Annotated in this window: 12 protein-coding genes and 1 pseudogene; 3 read left to right on the top strand and 10 right to left on the bottom strand. The window is 54.1% G+C overall.

The annotated features are described in order from the left end of the window. Positions 1-43 precede the first annotated feature (43 nt). A complete protein-coding gene (locus tag H7C18_RS21195) occupies positions 44-1,015 on the top strand; it encodes a CPBP family intramembrane glutamic endopeptidase (protein ID WP_185131104.1) in 972 nt (323 codons plus the stop codon). A 167-nt stretch (positions 1,016-1,182) separates the two neighbouring features. Here the strand turns inward: H7C18_RS21195 and H7C18_RS21190 are convergent, their stop codons facing one another. Further along, on the bottom strand, positions 1,183-2,223 hold the full coding sequence (locus H7C18_RS21190; protein WP_238357859.1) for a YheC/YheD family endospore coat-associated protein: 1,041 nt from the start codon (positions 2,221-2,223) through the stop codon (positions 1,183-1,185). 406 nt (positions 2,224-2,629) lie between these two features. On the opposite strand from H7C18_RS21190, the gene H7C18_RS21185 reads away from it, so the two are divergent. After that, positions 2,630-3,076: a collagen-like protein gene (locus tag H7C18_RS21185; protein WP_238357868.1), complete on the top strand. Its 447-nt coding sequence runs from the start codon at positions 2,630-2,632 to the stop codon at positions 3,074-3,076. A 121-nt stretch (positions 3,077-3,197) separates the two neighbouring features. On the opposite strand, the gene H7C18_RS21180 is transcribed toward H7C18_RS21185, so the two are convergent. After that, positions 3,198-4,172, bottom strand: a complete 975-nt coding sequence (locus H7C18_RS21180) for a CapA family protein (protein ID WP_185131101.1) — start codon at positions 4,170-4,172, stop codon at positions 3,198-3,200. Positions 4,173-4,304: 132 nt separating this feature from the next. On the opposite strand from H7C18_RS21180, the gene H7C18_RS21175 reads away from it, so the two are divergent. After that, positions 4,305-5,141, top strand: coding sequence for a YheC/YheD family protein (locus H7C18_RS21175; protein ID WP_185131100.1), 837 nt, complete (start codon positions 4,305-4,307; stop codon positions 5,139-5,141). On the opposite strand, the pseudogene H7C18_RS34850 reads toward H7C18_RS21175, so the two are convergent. From H7C18_RS34850 to H7C18_RS21140, 8 genes and pseudogenes are all read right to left on the bottom strand, one after another. Next, a pseudogene (locus H7C18_RS34850) lies at positions 5,068-5,238 on the bottom strand (ABC transporter permease); the annotation flags it as partial. The gene H7C18_RS21175 and the pseudogene H7C18_RS34850 sit on opposite strands and share 74 nt — an antisense overlap. A gap of 31 nt (positions 5,239-5,269) precedes the next feature. Further along, entirely contained in the window at positions 5,270-6,412 is a 1,143-nt protein-coding gene (locus H7C18_RS21170; protein ID WP_185131099.1) for a glycoside hydrolase family 172 protein, read from the bottom strand. Positions 6,413-6,467: 55 nt separating this feature from the next. Next, positions 6,468-8,360, bottom strand: a complete 1,893-nt coding sequence (locus tag H7C18_RS21165) for a heparinase II/III domain-containing protein (protein WP_185131098.1) — start codon at positions 8,358-8,360, stop codon at positions 6,468-6,470. A 109-nt stretch (positions 8,361-8,469) separates the two neighbouring features. After that, complete coding sequence (locus H7C18_RS21160; protein ID WP_185131097.1) at positions 8,470-9,357, bottom strand: carbohydrate ABC transporter permease; 888 nt, start codon at positions 9,355-9,357, stop codon at positions 8,470-8,472. A gap of 21 nt (positions 9,358-9,378) precedes the next feature. After that, positions 9,379-10,278, bottom strand: coding sequence for an ABC transporter permease (locus H7C18_RS21155; protein WP_238357858.1), 900 nt, complete (start codon positions 10,276-10,278; stop codon positions 9,379-9,381). Between the two features lie 72 nt (positions 10,279-10,350). Beyond that, complete coding sequence (locus tag H7C18_RS21150; RefSeq protein WP_185131096.1) at positions 10,351-12,102, bottom strand: type 2 periplasmic-binding domain-containing protein; 1,752 nt, start codon at positions 12,100-12,102, stop codon at positions 10,351-10,353. A gap of 106 nt (positions 12,103-12,208) precedes the next feature. After that, complete coding sequence (locus tag H7C18_RS21145; RefSeq protein ID WP_185131095.1) at positions 12,209-13,879, bottom strand: response regulator; 1,671 nt, start codon at positions 13,877-13,879, stop codon at positions 12,209-12,211. Positions 13,880-13,884: 5 nt separating this feature from the next. Further along, positions 13,885-15,687 (bottom strand): sensor histidine kinase, encoded by a 1,803-nt coding sequence (locus H7C18_RS21140; RefSeq protein WP_185131094.1) that lies wholly within the window; start codon positions 15,685-15,687, stop codon positions 13,885-13,887. Positions 15,688-15,911 lie beyond the last annotated feature (224 nt).

The following is a 15,911-nucleotide window of genomic DNA, read 5'->3' as shown; positions in this document are numbered from 1 at the left end:
GAACATGCCGATGACATCCAGGCCGGGAGCCGGGTATTCCGAAATGGATCCATTCATTCGGCAGGAACACGGACTTCCAAATGAACAGAAAACAAAAGCACAGGAGGAGGATTGCTCAGATACCATGCAAGCAAACCTAAAAGGTCAGGAAGATAACGAGAGGAAAAATCGGTCTCGGGCATGGAAATCCCATCCGCTCGTCGCTTACTTTGTATTGGCCTACGCCATCACATGGCTATTCCTGGGTTCGGTAGCTCTTCATTCGCATGGGCTCATCTCTCTCCCCTCCGGTTTCATTACTCCCTTCACGTATGTTGGGAGTATCGGCCCGTTGCTTGCCGCCTTGCTTCTCACAGCCACAACCACCGGCAAGGGCGGCATGCGTGCTTTTTTTCGTCAAATGTTCAACTGGCGCGTAAGCCCTTGGTGGTACTTGTTTGTGCTCTTTGAACCGGCTATTGTCGCACTGATTGTCATGGCATGCCAATCTCTTCCGGGAGGGGCCTCCTTCGATTTGGCTCATCCGTCCGTGGTCGAGGAGCTCTCTCTCCCCTCGGGCATCAATCCCTGGTTGCTGATTGTCCCTGTGTTTCTTCTGGGAAGTCTCGCAGGCGGACCGTTCGGCGAGGAACCGGGATGGCGTGGATATGCGCTGCCAAAGCTACAGGAAAGGTATAGTGCCCTGGGGGCGGGCCTTATCCTTGGCGTCTTGTGGACCGTGTGGCATCTCCCGTTCTTTTTCATACAGGGGACTTCTCAATCCAGCACTCCTTTCTTCATTTTTGCGCTTGGAACCATTGCGGACAGCATTTTGATTACCTGGGTCTATAATCACACGCGAGGGAGCGTCTTGCTGGCAATCTTGTTCCACAATGCCTTGAACATCACGGACCTTTATTTCCCCCTTTCTCTCTGGGACGACTGGCAAGGAGTAATGGCGCAATGCCTTGCGGCATTGGTTGTGGTCATCGCTTTTGGTCCCAAACGAGGTGGCTGGCGTCCCCGACCGGGTTGAGCTTCGTGCCGTTTTCCACGGTAAAAGCTCGAATATCCCGCTGAAACCACAGGATGCCGCGCGTCATCTCCACAGAAGGTCATTTTACCGTCTTTGGCCGATCCTGCCTTAAAAAAAGAGAGATCGTCGAATGTCACAAGTCCAAGCGTTCACCCATATACTGATCATCACAAAGAGGGCTTTCCGCACAAGTACCTCGCATATTGAATCGGGCGCTGATAAACGACGGACCGGTTGGGAATGCCTCGGTACAGATCCTTCTGGGGCTTGCCGTTCAACTCGATAATCCAAGGATGCGCATCGCTGTCCAACGCGACGTCGACGCTGAATTCGCCCAGATGATAATCGGTCTCCATTTCGATGATCTCTGCCGTTCTTAGGCTGACGTCGTATATGGAAGTCATGATGGCTTGAACCTTGTCTGGCGGATACAGCTTCTTAAGAATTTCCTGCGATAAGCAGGTTTTGACGAAGATGCTCGTATTAAAGCTTCCCTTATAGGCGATCCGGCTCACGAGATTCGTGACGGACCACAGCCCCTGCTCGTTCTTCTGAACAAGAGCACGGATATCGAAGACCTGACCGTCGATTTGGCGAATCGGGATTCCCTTTTGCACGATATAAGGATTGGAGCTAACCAACTTCTTCATATGCTCCTGGAAAAAGACATGGTCGCTCGTCACCGTCTTAGGGGCGAAATAGTGCTGGCCCACACGGATATCGCCCGAGGGATTCATCTCCGCTCGGTACACCCCTTTGCCCATGCAACCGAAGAGCGGCTTAAAATAAATCTCCATATGGCGCTCCAGCATGCTCATCACGTCCGCTTCTTCATAAGGAATCGTCTCCGGCAGATTGGGCGCGAGCCACCTATTCAGCTTGTTGTAAATATCCAGCTTGTTCAGCTGATTAATATGATTAAAGTAATGATCTCCTCCGATCGTGGCCTCCAGCCTTTCGATTAGCAGAGGATCCGAGCCGTAACAACGGTTATACACGACTTGGGGCAAAGGAAATCGGCCGATCGACCACCTTCCTTTAACGCGGTGCAATCCGACCACGGTCCGGCGTTTCCAATCGATAGAAGACGGAGTGAAGGAGATCAGCTTCACTCCTGCTGCGTTGTACGATAAATATTGGTTCAGCACGTGTTTTCTTTGCGCTCGATTCGCGACAAGAATTCCTACGAACCCCTTTTTGATAGTCATGGTCGGCCTCCGTCTAGAAATCGCAAGATTCATAAGATCAAGGTATGTAAACCACCCCTTACCTGCATGGACAACAATACAACGCAATGCAAAAAAAACGCATCTCGAATTGGTACGCAACGGTTTCGATTGGAATAGGGTATGAGCGGGCAGCCTCGCCGGACGTTAAGCCCAGCCCGATCACATTAAACAAGGAGCGTGCACGTAACCGATGGGTAGATTACCAGGTCCTCCCGGACCTCCCGGCCCTCAAGGCCCTCAAGGCCCTCAAGGCCCTCAAGGATTAACCGGCGCCACAGGCGCACAAGGACCTGCTGGTCCTGCCGGTCCTGCCGGCCCCGCCGGACCGCAAGGTCCCGAAGGCATACAAGGTCCTCCCGGACCCACGGGCCCCGCTGCTCCGGATATGTTCGCCTTCCTGTGCAGCACGGTCGACCAGACTGTGACCGCCGCGCCCGCGCCCGGCGCCCAAGGTGGAGCCGTTACGTTCAACAACTCCTTGATTAACTCTTCGGACGTTTCCTTTACCGCGCCTTCCACCGTTAACATCCTGAAGACCGGATTTTATCGCATTACTTGGGAAGTGTTCCCGACTGCCGGCAACTCCGCCTTCGGTTTGTTCTTCGACCCTGACGGCGCGGGTCCGAACCCACCGGCACTCGTTCCTTGCAGCAACTACGGCTCGAGCGCGGGCAACCAACCATATCCGGGCCAAGTCGTCGCCCGGTTGACTGCCGGCGGAACGCTGACACTCAATCGGATCGACAACACGGGCGCTCAGACATTGCAAGCGAGCATCGGCGGCGGAACGCCTGTCACGAGCGCGTCGCTTATCATTGAGAGATTGACCTAAGTAAATACTCGCAGCGCGGCTTCCCTTTGGATCGGCCAGGATCCTTGGGGAAGCTTATTTCGTCTTCTTGCGTTTATTCCTTATTCAACTATCGTTTCCCGTACAAACCATGATCTCTCCGCTATGCCATTCTCCTGATAACTGTGTAAGCAGTCTTTTTATCCTTTCTCTTCTCCACGACCGTAGGGAAACGGTCAATTTTTAAGATATCTGTTATCCCCTGGTCATTTTTAGTCAGGGTCAACGACAAAATCATTCCCCGTACCGTATTGTTATTTCCTATCAGTTTCGTCGAAACGAAGTTACCTAGAGAAGGAGCGGCAACTCGATTTCGTACATGACCATAGATGTCTTTCACTTTTGCCTGTGTTACCGGGTAAAGCAGATGAGGATGCGAGCCTAAAACCACATTCACGCCTTGTTTAAATAGAAAATGCATCAATTGCTTTTGAGCTTTGCCGGGAAATGACTGATACTCTTTCCCGAAATGCAGGTATACAATGATGAAATCCGTTTTTTTCTTCAATTCGCGGATATCCGCTATCATCTTTTTTTGGTCTATTCGGTTAACTAGCCACCGATTAGGTACTTGTATGGAATTCGTCCCTTGCGTATAAGCCAAAATCCCAATATTCATTCCCTTAACACGCATAATCAGATGACGGTTAGCTTCTTGGATGGAACGAAAGGTTCCCGTATGCTTGAGCCCTTGTTGATCGAGGATTTTCAATGTTCGCTTTAATCCGGCTGGTCCTCCGTCCATACAATGGTTGTTTGCGGTCGTTACTACATGAAACCCTACGTTTTTCAGTGTTGATGCCAAAGCATCAGGACAGTTGAATACAGGGAGACCCGTTCTCGGATTCCTTCTCTCTCTTGGACAATTACATTTTGGACGGCTTCCGATAACGCCCAAATGCCTTTTACCGGAGAATGTCGTTTCCAGATTTCCAATTGTTAAATCGTGTTTTTTCAGATAAGGCGTAACCTTTTCGAAAATAGGACTGAACCTATAACCGCCCGATCTCTTAGCTGAGGCAATGATTTCACTTTTCATCAGCAAATCTCCGACAGCGGCGATCGTTATTTTGATCACATTCGTTCACTCCTTCTTATGAGCAACTTATTCAATAAAAGAAGTTGCTGCCAGCAAAATAGGCCATGCCCCATAGCCCCGTTACAGCTATCCGAATAGGATATGGAATCATGAATATAAGGAGACTAATCCATGATACCAAGCGTTCCCGCCGTTTCTATCAAAACGAAAAGACCTGCTAAAGGGATCAAATGGGATCACTATCGTGAATTAAAGAAGAACAGCCAGATTCATATGTACCTTCCCGCCACGATGAAACTAAATAAAAAATCTTTCTTCACCATGCTTACTCGCTATCAGACCGTATATTTGAAACCTAATCAAGGAGCTTTTGGCGTGGGGGTTATGCAGGTTCGAAAGATGGAACACGAAAAAAAAACCTATTTCCGTGTCCATGTGGGAACCCGACAAAAGAGATTTCAATCGATAGACAAAGCTTTTGATTTTGTATTGGCAAATAGAGCGAGTGCCGATTATCTCGTGCAGCAGGGCATTGACGTGCTCCAGTGGAACAAACGCCCGTTTGACCTTCGCTTAATGATTTCAAAACAAAAGGATAATACTTGGCGAAATGAAGGATTTGTCGGTCGCGCTGCTCACCCTAAAAAAATTGTAACGAATATCCGCAGTGGCGGAACCGCAGTATCCATCGAGAACCTACTAGCTCCGTATACCAATCGAATCACTCAAAAAAAGATCATTCGGAAGTTAAACATCTTGGGTAGCCGGATATGCGAGCAGCTCGAAAAAAATTATCCCGGTATTCAGCTTTTCGGGATTGATATTGGTATGGATCAAAATTTAAAACCCTGGGTAATTGAAGTTAACACCAGACCCGAGAAAATATGTTGGAAATGTATGAGGAAGCTATACAAAAAAAACGCCTTAGGCAAAACGTTACCGGCTGGTTCTCGGCAAAGGCGCGAACGACCTTCGGCATCGAATCGGTCGGCACAAAGGCCGAGCTGACGAACGGCAGGAAGATCAGCGGATAGGAAAAGGCGCTTGCGCCTTCCACCGTTTTTCCGGTCAGTCCGGCAATCGCCGCGACCCGCGTTAATGCCAGCGCCGCGGCCGCCCCAAACTCCGGTCACGTCTTATTTCCCCTCATTGGCAGGCTTCTCCTTCCGTTCGTTCCCCCACAGCCTTGTGCCGCCGCCGAGCGCCTGCCGCCATTCGTGGCGCCAGAGGTGGACGTCCCGCATCGTTATTTCCGGCATGTTCTGGCGCTTCTCCTTCGACGGGAAAGCCGGGAATACCTTATGCGGCTCCATCTGGTACCAGTAGGAGACGGTGCACAAATCGAGCGTCAGATTGTTGTCGTGTCCGTGCTCGATACTCGCGCGCAGCGACTTTTCGAAGTAGACCGGATCCTCAAGCATGAACCGGTAGCAGTGCGTACGGCCCATCCAACCCGGTTTATCCGGCACGCGGGCATAGCCGAAATACGGGTGCAAATAAACCTCGTTCGGACACCATGAACTGTTGAAGAAGTCTTCCGTTCCCGTGCCGTGCAGCGAGCCCGGCCAATCTTCGCCGTCGACGAGCCACATGTCATCGCCTTCTCCGTACCACATCGGACCCGGATTTTCTACGAAGTAGTTAACACCGACGAAGTGGCCTTTGCCTTCGATATCTGCGAACAGGTAGTTGTTCTTGTCGCTCGGATTTTTGCCTTCTTGAGCCACGACGCTCCATTCCGTCTCCCCGGCTTCCGGATGCACCTCGGTCAACTCGCGATTCCACCAGGCGTGGAAGCGGCCCATCGAAGCCGGCACCTCGCGGTGCTCCTCATAGTCGATGTAGTAATAGAACGACCGGATCGGTTCGTCGGACTCGTTCTGCAGCGTAATCCGCGCGCCGGTGCCGAAAGGCATCGGGAAATAGCAGTTCAGCGCTTTTCCCTCGGAAGGTGCCGCCGCCAGCGGCAGAGAGATGTAATGGTACTCTTCGCTCCAGCCTTGGCCGAAGAAGTCGCCGAGAGGCGCCTCTACGCTCGGCTCGGTTTCTCCGTCCCAATACATGCGCAGCACGGCATTGCGGCGAATCATCTTGTCAAGAGTGTTGACCGTAATCCAAATATGCTTGATGATGCCCGCGCCGGGAATGTCCGCCAGCACGGCCGTCTCGCCCGCCTGAATCGTTACGCAATCCTGGTTGCCCCCCGTGCGGTCGTAGCTCGATATCCGTTTGGTCCGAATGCCGTCCTTGATCTTGTAAATATCGTTCAGTGCGCTCATCTTTTATCGCTCTCCCTTTGCCTCGTTGTTGTGTCGGTCAGCCAGGTGCCGGGCGCTAGCCGCGATCGAGCGTAACGGCGATCGTTCTCTCGCCGGCAGCGACCGGCTGCCGTTCCTCCAGCACGATGCGATACATGCGGTCGCCCCAGTTTCTTCTCAAGCGGCTTTCCATGTGCTCGATCTTCTCGATTCGCGTGCGAAGATGCTCGGCGTCGTAACGGATGAGCGCCTGCTTGCCAGGCGCGTAAGTCAGCCGGATCTCGCCGCTGCCCTCGCCCCCGATTATAGTCTCGCAAGGTGTAACCAACGAATGGAACATTTCCGCCGGAGCCTCGTCCTTCATGGCGAACGCGTCGGTCACCGTCACCGCGGCGACGCCGTCCCGGTCCAGCCGCACCGTGCGCTCCCAGCTCGCGATGCCGGCTTCCTCCGGATATGCGTTCGCGATGTCCATCTTTAGCTCGGATCGGCCGTCTTGCTGCGCATACGCCGCGCCGCGCGCCTTGTATCGGCCGCCGTTGCGCTGCAGCACGCCTCGCACCGTCGGCAGGTTATGGTACTGCGACTGCAAATACCAAAGCTCATAGCGCCGCGAGCTGAACGTCTGCGCCTTGTATTCCTCAGTGCCTAGATCGACGAGCAGCGGATAGCCGTCGGCGAACACGAGGAAGCTGCCGACGTCGTTATGGTTGTGCGCCTCTTCGTTGTTGCCGCCTTTGGCTGCGACGTACAAGCCTTGCTCGGTGCCTTCCCGCTCCCTGGCGGTCATCACTTGGGTAACGCCAAACCAGGCATCCCGCATATAAGGCGCCTTCATTCTCTGCGCAAGCCTCTCCTTCTCGACGAACAAATCCCGCGTATAGCCGTACAAGTTAAACCAGATGCGCGTACTCGGATCGCCGCTTGGCGGCAAACTGGCGCCGAGACGGACGAGCGACTCATCCCCCGTGCTAAGGCCGTAACGATACACGCCCCCGCCTCCCGGGCTCGCCTTTGCGTCGCAATCGGCGAAAGCGACGTAATAATCGCCATGAATGTGTACTTTGGGCATATACGCGCCAATATCCTTAACGATCTGCTCTCCGAAAATGTCGAAACGTCCTTGTGAAGCCAGCGACAGCATCTCCAGACATTCATACAAGCCGCCCGCCGCCGCGCTCCAATAAGACGGTCCTTCGTCGCAGCAGCCGTCGGCCGGATAAGTCGCGATGAACGCGTCGAGGCTTCGCATCACCTTGGCAATTCCCGCTTTTCTGATGTCCGGGTCCTCCTCGATAAGCAGGAATCCTGCCAGCACCGGGCCGTTGCACCACGGATTCCAGTTGTTGACCCGTTCGCCTGGGGTGAAGCCTTGCCACCAGTAATCGTCGTGTTCGAGGTAAGGCTTCAGCATCCGGTCCTTCGTCTCCCTGACGATTCGCTCGTTCAATCGCGGGCTGATCGCGTCAAACTTGCTTCCGAGCAAATAGCGGGTCCATAGCAGCAGCCGCGCCGTTTCCACGGTGGCCAGCTCGACTCCGAATTCCGTCTCGCTCGGGATGCTCTCTTCCTTATCGAATTCCTTCCAATGGCTGCGATGGCCCGGGAACACCCAGGTCGTCTCCTCGCAGATGGCGAAAATCCCGTTTAAAATTTGATCTAAGTATTTGCCCTCGCCTTCCATGCATTCGGCGATCACGAGAATGCCGAGCACGCTTCTCCGTTCGAAGTAGGCGAGACTGAGGCGCGACAAGTCGCCGCTCGTCCAATAGGCGCGATAGTCCGATACCCTAAGCACCGGCCACCCGTAATCCGCATAACGCTCCGTAAGCCGCAGCCAACTCTCTCTTTTCTCGGATGAGATCGATCTCCAGGCTGCACGGTCTTCCGCCTTCGGGAACGGCGCGTAGGGACCGTCGCCAAAGCCAAGCTCCTCAAGACGTGCCGAGCCGTAACGTTCATATAACATCGTTCATTCTCCTCCCAATCTCGGATGCCTGTTTCCGCGGCACTACAAGAGAATTTCTGTTAGCAAACCGCCCTGCTCCGAAGAACTGGACGGCTTGTCGGACAACGCTTTATTCCTTGACACTTCCGAGCGTCATGCCGCTCATGAAGTACCGCTGCAGGAACGGATATACGCACAGCACCGGCACCATGCCGAGAAAAATTTGCGCCGCGCGCACCGACCGATCGTTCAGCTTCGATAACAACAACAGCATCGCGGGGTCGGATATGGAGGACATATCCATGCGGACGACGATCGTCTGCAAGTAGCTGGCAAGCGGATAATGGATCGGATCGTTCATATAGATGAGCCCATTGAACCATTCGTTCCAGTGCGAGACGATCGCGAACAGCGTAACGGTAGCAATCGAGGGCATCGAGAGCGGGATGATGATCCGCCAGAGCGTCTGCCAATGTCCGGCGCCGTCGATGAACGCCGACTCCGACAGTTCCTTCGGCAAGCCTCGGAAGAAGTTGAGCATCAAGATTACGTTAAAGATAGGCAGCGCTCCCGGCAGCACAAGCGCCCAGATGCTGTCGAGCAGGTGCAAATTTCGCACGACCATATAAGACGGTATTAATCCGCCGGAGAACAGCATCGTGAAGACGAAGAACCAGGCATATCCCGTTCGGAACTTCAGATTCGCCGCTTCCTTGGACAGCGGGTAGGCCGTAAGCACCGTTAGCAGCATGTTAAGGCTGACGCCCAGCAGCACGCGCTCTACGGAGATGCCCATCGAGACCAGGAACTCGTGCTTTTTCGCGACGAACTCGTAGGCCTTCCATGAGAAGTCGACCGGCCATAGCGTAACTTTGCCCGCTTCAACCGCGGCGGCTGAGCTTAAGGAGACCGAGAAGACATTAATCAAGGGCAGAATGCTTATCAGAGACAAAACCGCAAGGAAGGTATAGTTGAAAACAACGAACAGCTTGCGACTCCATGAGTAGTGTTGAACCATGACAATCCTCCTTGCGGCTGGTCAGAAAATGCGATAATTTGCGAAACGATAGGCCAGGAAGTAAGACAGCGAAATCAGGACGAGCGATATCACCGACTTGAACAGTCCGACGGCGGTCGCCACGCCATATTGAGCGCTGGCCAGACCGATCCGGTAGACGTAAGTATCGAGAATGTCGCCGGTCGAATAGACCGATGGGTTATACAGGTTGAAGACCTGGTCGAAGCCGGCATTCAGCACGTTGCCGAGCGCGAGCGTCGTAAGCAAAATCGTAATCGGAATGATCGCGGGAATCGTCACGTTAAGCGTTTGTTTCCAGCGGTTCGCTCCGTCCAGGACGGCTGCTTCGTACAAGGATGGATTTACGGCCGTGATGGCAGCCAAATAGACAACCGTTCCGAAACCGAATTCCTTCAATACGTCGGTCACGACCAACACATAAGGGAACCATTTGTCATTGCCGAGGAAGAACACCTTTTCGAATCCGAGCCACGCGATGAATTGATTCACGATCCCGGATGTCGGAGAGAGCACGTCAAGCAAGATGCCGGCCATGATGACCCAGGATATGAAGTGCGGCATATAGATAATCGTTTGGATGGTACGCTTGAAGATCTTCTTCACGATCTCATTCAGCAGAAGCGCGGTGACAAGCGGCGCGATGAGTCCGCCGATAATCTTCAAGAACGCGATAAATACCGTATTCCGCAGAACTTCCCTTGTCTCGGACAAGTGATAGATATACTTGAAATGTTCGAGTCCGACCCACTGAGAATGAAATATCCCTTTAACCGGGATAAAATTTTCAAAGGCGATGACGATGCCGAACATCGGGCCGTAGCTGAACAGCAGCACAATGAGGATACCCGGCACCAGCATAAGGTGCAGCGGCCATTCCAGTCTCCAATTTCTGCGGCTCAATGGATTTCCCTCCTGCCATGATGCAAAGGGGGGATAGCGGCTAGTGGCTAGCCCCTACCCCCTCTTTCCTTCTTATTGAATCTGACCGCTAGCGTTGACTTCGTCGAGAATATCCTGACCGCCGGATGCCAACCAGTTTTTTGCCCATTCGTCGAAGTAGTCGAGCGGCTTGGTGCCCATGATGATCGAAGTCATCATCTTGACTTCTTCGTCGCGAAGCGACGGACCTTTCGCGACCATCGTCGGAGTCGGATTGCCAACAAACGCCGATGTGAAAATCCGGTTGTTGTTTATATATTGGCCTTGGAGGTCGAATACGCCGCCCTCCGCCCACAGTTTGTCAGCTGCCCACATCGTCTTGTCGCCGGCCTTGAATTTGGCCACTTGATCGTAGTATTGCTTCTGTTCATCGTTCAGCGCCGACGTGTCGCCGGATTTCATCGCGGCCTGAACCGCGGCGGCCGCCCTCGGATTGTTGCCGGGCAAGCCTCCGTTGATCGGCGCAAGTCCGAATTCGCCGTAGTCTTTGCCGTCCACAGTGACGGTATGATAATTCTTATCGAAGTGTCCGTAGAGCTTCTCCATGTACGTGTTGAGCAGCAGGAACGGAGCTTCCGGATGCGCGGACTTCTTGTTTACGACAAAGTAGTGCGAAGGCAATCCGGTCGTGCTTTGCGCGAGCACCGGCTGATCGTCGGACGATACGAGCGGATAGATGCCCCAATCCGAACCCGGAACGTCTTTGTACATATTGTTGATCGGCCATGTCGGCACAAAGAAGGAACCGAACGTCATTCCGACTTTACCGGACGTAGCGAGTTCTCCGGACTTGATGCCGTCGATGACGCTGAATTCCGGGTAGATCGCGCCTTGCTTGAACAAGTCGGCCAGCTTGCCGAGAGCGGTCTTCACTTCCGGTTGAACGTCGGCCCACTGAACCTTGCCGTCCGCGCCTTTGATGAAGTTCAGATTCGTGCCGGTACCCTTGGTCGGGTTGAACGGGTAAGCGTGATAGCCGTTGAAGAAGCCGTCAAGACCGGACCAGCCGTTGAACAAATTATAGTCAAGACTTAATCCGTACGTATCGTTCTTGCCGTTCTTGTCCGGGTCGTTCTTCGTGAACGCCAGGGCGATATCGATGACATCGTCCATCGTTTTCGGCGGCTGAAGCCCCAGATTGTCAAGCCAGTCTTTGCGAATATAGATGAGATGGGTATCGGCGGATTCTCCGCCGTCTGCCGGAATCCCCATGAGCTTGCCGTCTATCGTCGCCGCCTTGAGACGCAGGTCGTTGCTTCCTTCGAACGAGCTCTTCGTCAGATCGGAAGCGTACTTATCGTAGACATCGGTCAGATCCGCGATCGTGCCGGCTTCTACGAGGATCTGGAACTGCTGAGCGTCCACATTCATGAAGTCAGGCATATCGCCCGAAGCCATCGTTACGGCGATCTTGTTCTGATACTGCTCCGCGTTTACTTTCCAGAGGTTCTTCACCTTAATGCCGAGATCGCTTTCAAACGTTTTGGTCCAAATGTTCGTGTCGAACGTTTCGCCGGGCGCAAGTTCAGCGGCCGCATTGACGGAGCGCACGGTCGTCACTTCGATCGGAGGATCGTATTTGCCGGTCTGACCGCTCGGACCGGATCCTGCCGACGAAGCCGCCGGGCTTTCGCTTCCGCTTTCGCTTGGCGATGCGCTAGTCGATGCGCTTGGCGAGCTGTTGCCGTCGTTGCTGTTCGTGCAAGCTGTTACCGTTGTCATGATAAGCAGAAAGGAGAGGATTGCCGAGCCTCTCGCTTTCGCTTTCGTTTTTGTCGACACCATCTGCTTGCCTCCCCTGTATCTTCCCTTAATGTGGTACGCTTTCATTATGAAGTCCATTCGATACGGTGAATATATTAAACCGATTACATTCCTTATCCTTTTATATCTACTTGAGCGAATCGCGGTATTCCTGAGGGGTCAATAACGTCGCTTTTTTGAAAAAACGAGTGAAATAGGACGCCGAATCGTACCCGATCCGCATGCCGACCTCGTGAATCTTAAGCGCGCTCTCGCCGAGCAGCCGTTTCGCCCTCTCGATTCTCGTCCTCGTGATGTAGTCGCTGATGCTATGGCCCGTCTTCTGTTTATACAATCTGGAGAGGTAAAAAGGCGTCAAAAAGACGTGCTCGGCCAGACGGTTCAGCGACAGGTCCCCCTCGATATTCTCCTCCACAAACCGATGAATCTGCTCGACGACTTCGCTCGTCTCCTGCTCGCTGCCTCCTTCCATACGCTCGAACAGCAAATCCGCCAGCTCGCGGAAAAAGTCGGAAGCCTCCCTCCACGAACGATGCTCGCGGATAGAGAACAGCTTGCCCGGGATACCGCCTGACGCGCCGAGCGCTTCGAACCGATTCAAATGCGGGATGAAGATCGCGGACAGCTCGTAGAACACTTCGAGCGGCAAGCCCGCCTCCAGAGTCGCCGGCTCTCCGACGGCCTCCGAAATCTCGTCGAACAGCTGCCCGAATTTTACCCGTTCCTTCTGCATCAAATATTGGTCGAGCAGCCGGATGCGCTTGACCTTGCTTCGCCTCTGCTCGTCCCCGCTCGCCTTCGCCCGGCCGTCCGACAGCAGCATCTGGCTGCCGAGTCCGAGCCCGCGGCCGAACAGCTGCGACAGCCGCTCGTATTTGGACGCGAGCGCGTCCCATTCGAACGGCCCGCTGGAGACGACGAACGAGCAAGCGAGCTTCAAGTAACGGCTGCAGGCGGTTTGCACGGATTCGAGCATCCCAAGCAAGTAAGCGTGCAGGTCGGCTTCCGGTTGGTCATCCGCGTCGGCATCTGTGCGCAGCGGCGGCTTGCCTGCGATCGCCTGGCGATACCCCGACTCCGTCTTCGGCTGCAGCAGCCAGATCAGTCGTTCGTGATCGCCTCTGAAATGCGTCAGTTCGAATTCCTGCGCGACGAATTCTTCCAAGATGTTGTTAATCGAATAAGCGAACAGCGCCTTATCGCCTCCCGTCATATCCTCGCGCCAACGGTCGATCCGGCCGACGGCCATGACGACCGGCAAGTCGGGATCGAGCGGCACTTCCAACTGCACGAACCGCTCCTTCCGGGCGGCGGGCGACGACGCTTCCCCTTCCAGCAGCCCGGTCAAATACTCCTTGCGGAGCGCCGGCAGCGCCAGCTTAAGCGATGAGCGAGCGCTTTCAATCAGCCCTTCGTAGTTCACTTCCTCGGCAATGACGCGAATCGCCTTCTCGACGGAGGCGACGATCGGATCGTCTCCTTCCGTCTTCAACACGTAATCGATCGCTCCCGCGCGAATGGACGACTTGATATAGTCGAACTCGTTATAGCCCGTCAGGAAAATCGACTTGCAGCGCGGCCAGAGGCGCAGCACCTCCTTCTGCAGCTCGATGCCGTTCATCTCCGGCATCTCGATATCCGTCAGCAGTATGTCGATGCGCAGCTTCCGCGCGATCGCCAGCGCTTCCAGTCCGTCGAACGCCTGATAAACCTCGAGCGGATAGTGGGGCTGCAAGAATAGCTCGCTTAAGCCTTCGACGATGATCGGCTCATCATCGACAATTACCAGCCGGTACATGGCGGTCACTCTCCTTTTGCGTCATTGGGATTTGATGGTTCCGCGGCTTTGCCCGGCGACTGAGGCATCGGCAGCCTCAGCGTCGCTTTCATGCCGCCCATTTCGCCGCGGGCGACGGACACGCCATATTCGGCGCCGAACCGGATTTGCAGCCGGCGGTGAACGTTCAGCATGCCGGTATATTCCATATCCGCGCCCTGCTTCTCTAAATTCGCTTCGATCCGCCGAAGGTCGGCGTCCGTCAGCCGCTCGCCGTTATCCTCGACCGATAGGAGCAATTGGCCATCCTGCCCGGTCATCGTCACCGCGATTCTGCCGTTCCTGCGTTTTGTCTCGAGACCGTATTGGTACGCGTTCTCGATGAACGGCTGAAGAATGAGCCGCGGTACGCGCATGTCGCCGCAACCTCCGGGCAGTTCGCCAAAATCGACGGTAATGCGGCTCCTGGCGAAGCGGATATTCTGAATTTCCACATACGCGCGAGAGTGCTTGATCTCCGCGTCGAGCGGCACATCGTCGGTGCCGTTGCGCGTAATATATTGGAAGTATTCGCCAAGGTGCTGGCTGAACTGGATTACGTTTTCAATATCGTTCATCTTCGCCAAGCGGTATAGAATAAAGTAGGTATTATACAAAAAGTGCGGATTGATCTGCGACTGCAGCTGCTTCAGCTCCGACGTCTGGGCGCGCAGCTTCTGCTCGTACACCTCCTGGATCAGCACCTTCAGATTGTCCGACATCATGTTGAAGCGTTGGAACAAGTAGTAGAACTCATCGTGCGTTTTCGGCAGCGGCATCGGCTCCATCTTTCCCGCTTCCACCTTGCGGAATCCGGCGATCATCCGATGCAGCGGCTTGCGGATGAGCCGATACAGCCAGTAGGAGTATACGACGATAAAGACGAGCGAGACGAACGAGAGCAGCCATAGCAGCATCCGGTATTTGTCGATCGCACCGACCATTTCGACCGACGGCACGTAGGCGATCAGATAGTAGCCGAACGCAGGCGAACGCTTATAGGCGACAAAATAGGAGCTTTTACCCGTGGAGATCTGCGCGTAGCCTTCGCCGGCGCTGGCCTCGGAACGGTTCCTCAAGTAATCCGAAAGTTCCTTCGTAATCCCTTCGTCGGCTTGATTGTCCAATATCCAGCCATTCTCGGGATTAATGAGCATCGCTCCCGCGTTCTTGTAGTCGGAAAAGTTCTGCAGAGACTGCTTCATCATCTCCTCGTTGATCTCGATCGAGAGCACGTACGTTTCCTTCATATTCGGCAGATCGGAGCCGGGATAAGCGATCGCCATGAACAGCCGGTCATTCCAGTAGGATTTGCCGACGCCCCGGAGTTTGGATACGGAGGCGACAGCCTCATATTCGAGACTGATCGTGTCGCTGATCGTTTCATCGCTCGATATCGTCCGCTTCAGCGTCAGAATATGCGCGCTTACGCTCTTGATGTAGAGGTTCGAGCTCTTGATCAGCTGCAGCTTGTCCTGAATGCGCTGCACCGTTTCCGTCCATTCTCCGATCGTCATCGTATTGCTGATAAAGGCGGCGTGTTGGATGTCTTTGTCGACAACGTACTGCTGCAGCAGCCCCATCATCTGCTCATTTTCGACCTCAAGCAGGTTGAGGTAGAAATCGACCCGCGAATTGAGCGATTTCGACAGTTCCTCGCGGACGCTCTTTTCACTCAGCTGATTCATCCCGAGACCGATGCCGTAGATCGGAGCGACCACAAGCAGGAACGCGATGATCAGCTTCGGAAATATCGTCATTCTCCACTGTCGTTTCCGAAAAATAGGCATTGGGAGCCGCCCCCTGCGTGAAAAATTCGGCATATGATCTCTGGAACAAGCGTAACCGGCTATCGCCGTCCTTCGGTATGGCGGCAGCACGTCTCGTCGGAGATGATTCAGATATATGAATCATTGCGAGACTTATAACCTCTGATTCTGATCAAGAGTTTGGCGAGCACGGCACAAATCGGTCTGATATATAGCGAACAACCGACGACTCTTGCGAGACGTCG

Origin of the sequence: Cohnella zeiphila, assembly GCF_014212055.1 — a bacterium.
Lineage (GTDB): Bacteria > Bacillota > Bacilli > Paenibacillales > Paenibacillaceae > Cohnella > Cohnella zeiphila.
The sequence above is the reverse complement of the archived record's forward strand: the minus strand, read 5'-3'. Positions and strand labels throughout refer to the sequence as shown.

What these genes read in the sequence shown, in the direction of transcription:
- H7C18_RS21195 (WP_185131104.1), top strand. Translation starts at nt 44, where the DNA reads ATGGATCCATTCATTCGGCAGGAACACGGACTTCCAAATGAACAGAAA.
- H7C18_RS21190 (WP_238357859.1), bottom strand. Translation starts at nt 2,223, where the DNA reads ATGACTATCAAAAAGGGGTTCGTAGGAATTCTTGTCGCGAATCGAGCG.
- H7C18_RS21185 (WP_238357868.1), top strand. Translation starts at nt 2,630, where the DNA reads ATGTTCGCCTTCCTGTGCAGCACGGTCGACCAGACTGTGACCGCCGCG.
- H7C18_RS21175 (WP_185131100.1), top strand. Translation starts at nt 4,305, where the DNA reads ATGATACCAAGCGTTCCCGCCGTTTCTATCAAAACGAAAAGACCTGCT.
- H7C18_RS21170 (WP_185131099.1), bottom strand. Translation starts at nt 6,412, where the DNA reads ATGAGCGCACTGAACGATATTTACAAGATCAAGGACGGCATTCGGACC.
- H7C18_RS21165 (WP_185131098.1), bottom strand. Translation starts at nt 8,360, where the DNA reads ATGTTATATGAACGTTACGGCTCGGCACGTCTTGAGGAGCTTGGCTTT.
- H7C18_RS21160 (WP_185131097.1), bottom strand. Translation starts at nt 9,357, where the DNA reads ATGGTTCAACACTACTCATGGAGTCGCAAGCTGTTCGTTGTTTTCAAC.
- H7C18_RS21150 (WP_185131096.1), bottom strand. Translation starts at nt 12,102, where the DNA reads ATGGTGTCGACAAAAACGAAAGCGAAAGCGAGAGGCTCGGCAATCCTC.
- H7C18_RS21145 (WP_185131095.1), bottom strand. Translation starts at nt 13,879, where the DNA reads ATGTACCGGCTGGTAATTGTCGATGATGAGCCGATCATCGTCGAAGGC.
- H7C18_RS21140 (WP_185131094.1), bottom strand. Translation starts at nt 15,687, where the DNA reads ATGCCTATTTTTCGGAAACGACAGTGGAGAATGACGATATTTCCGAAG.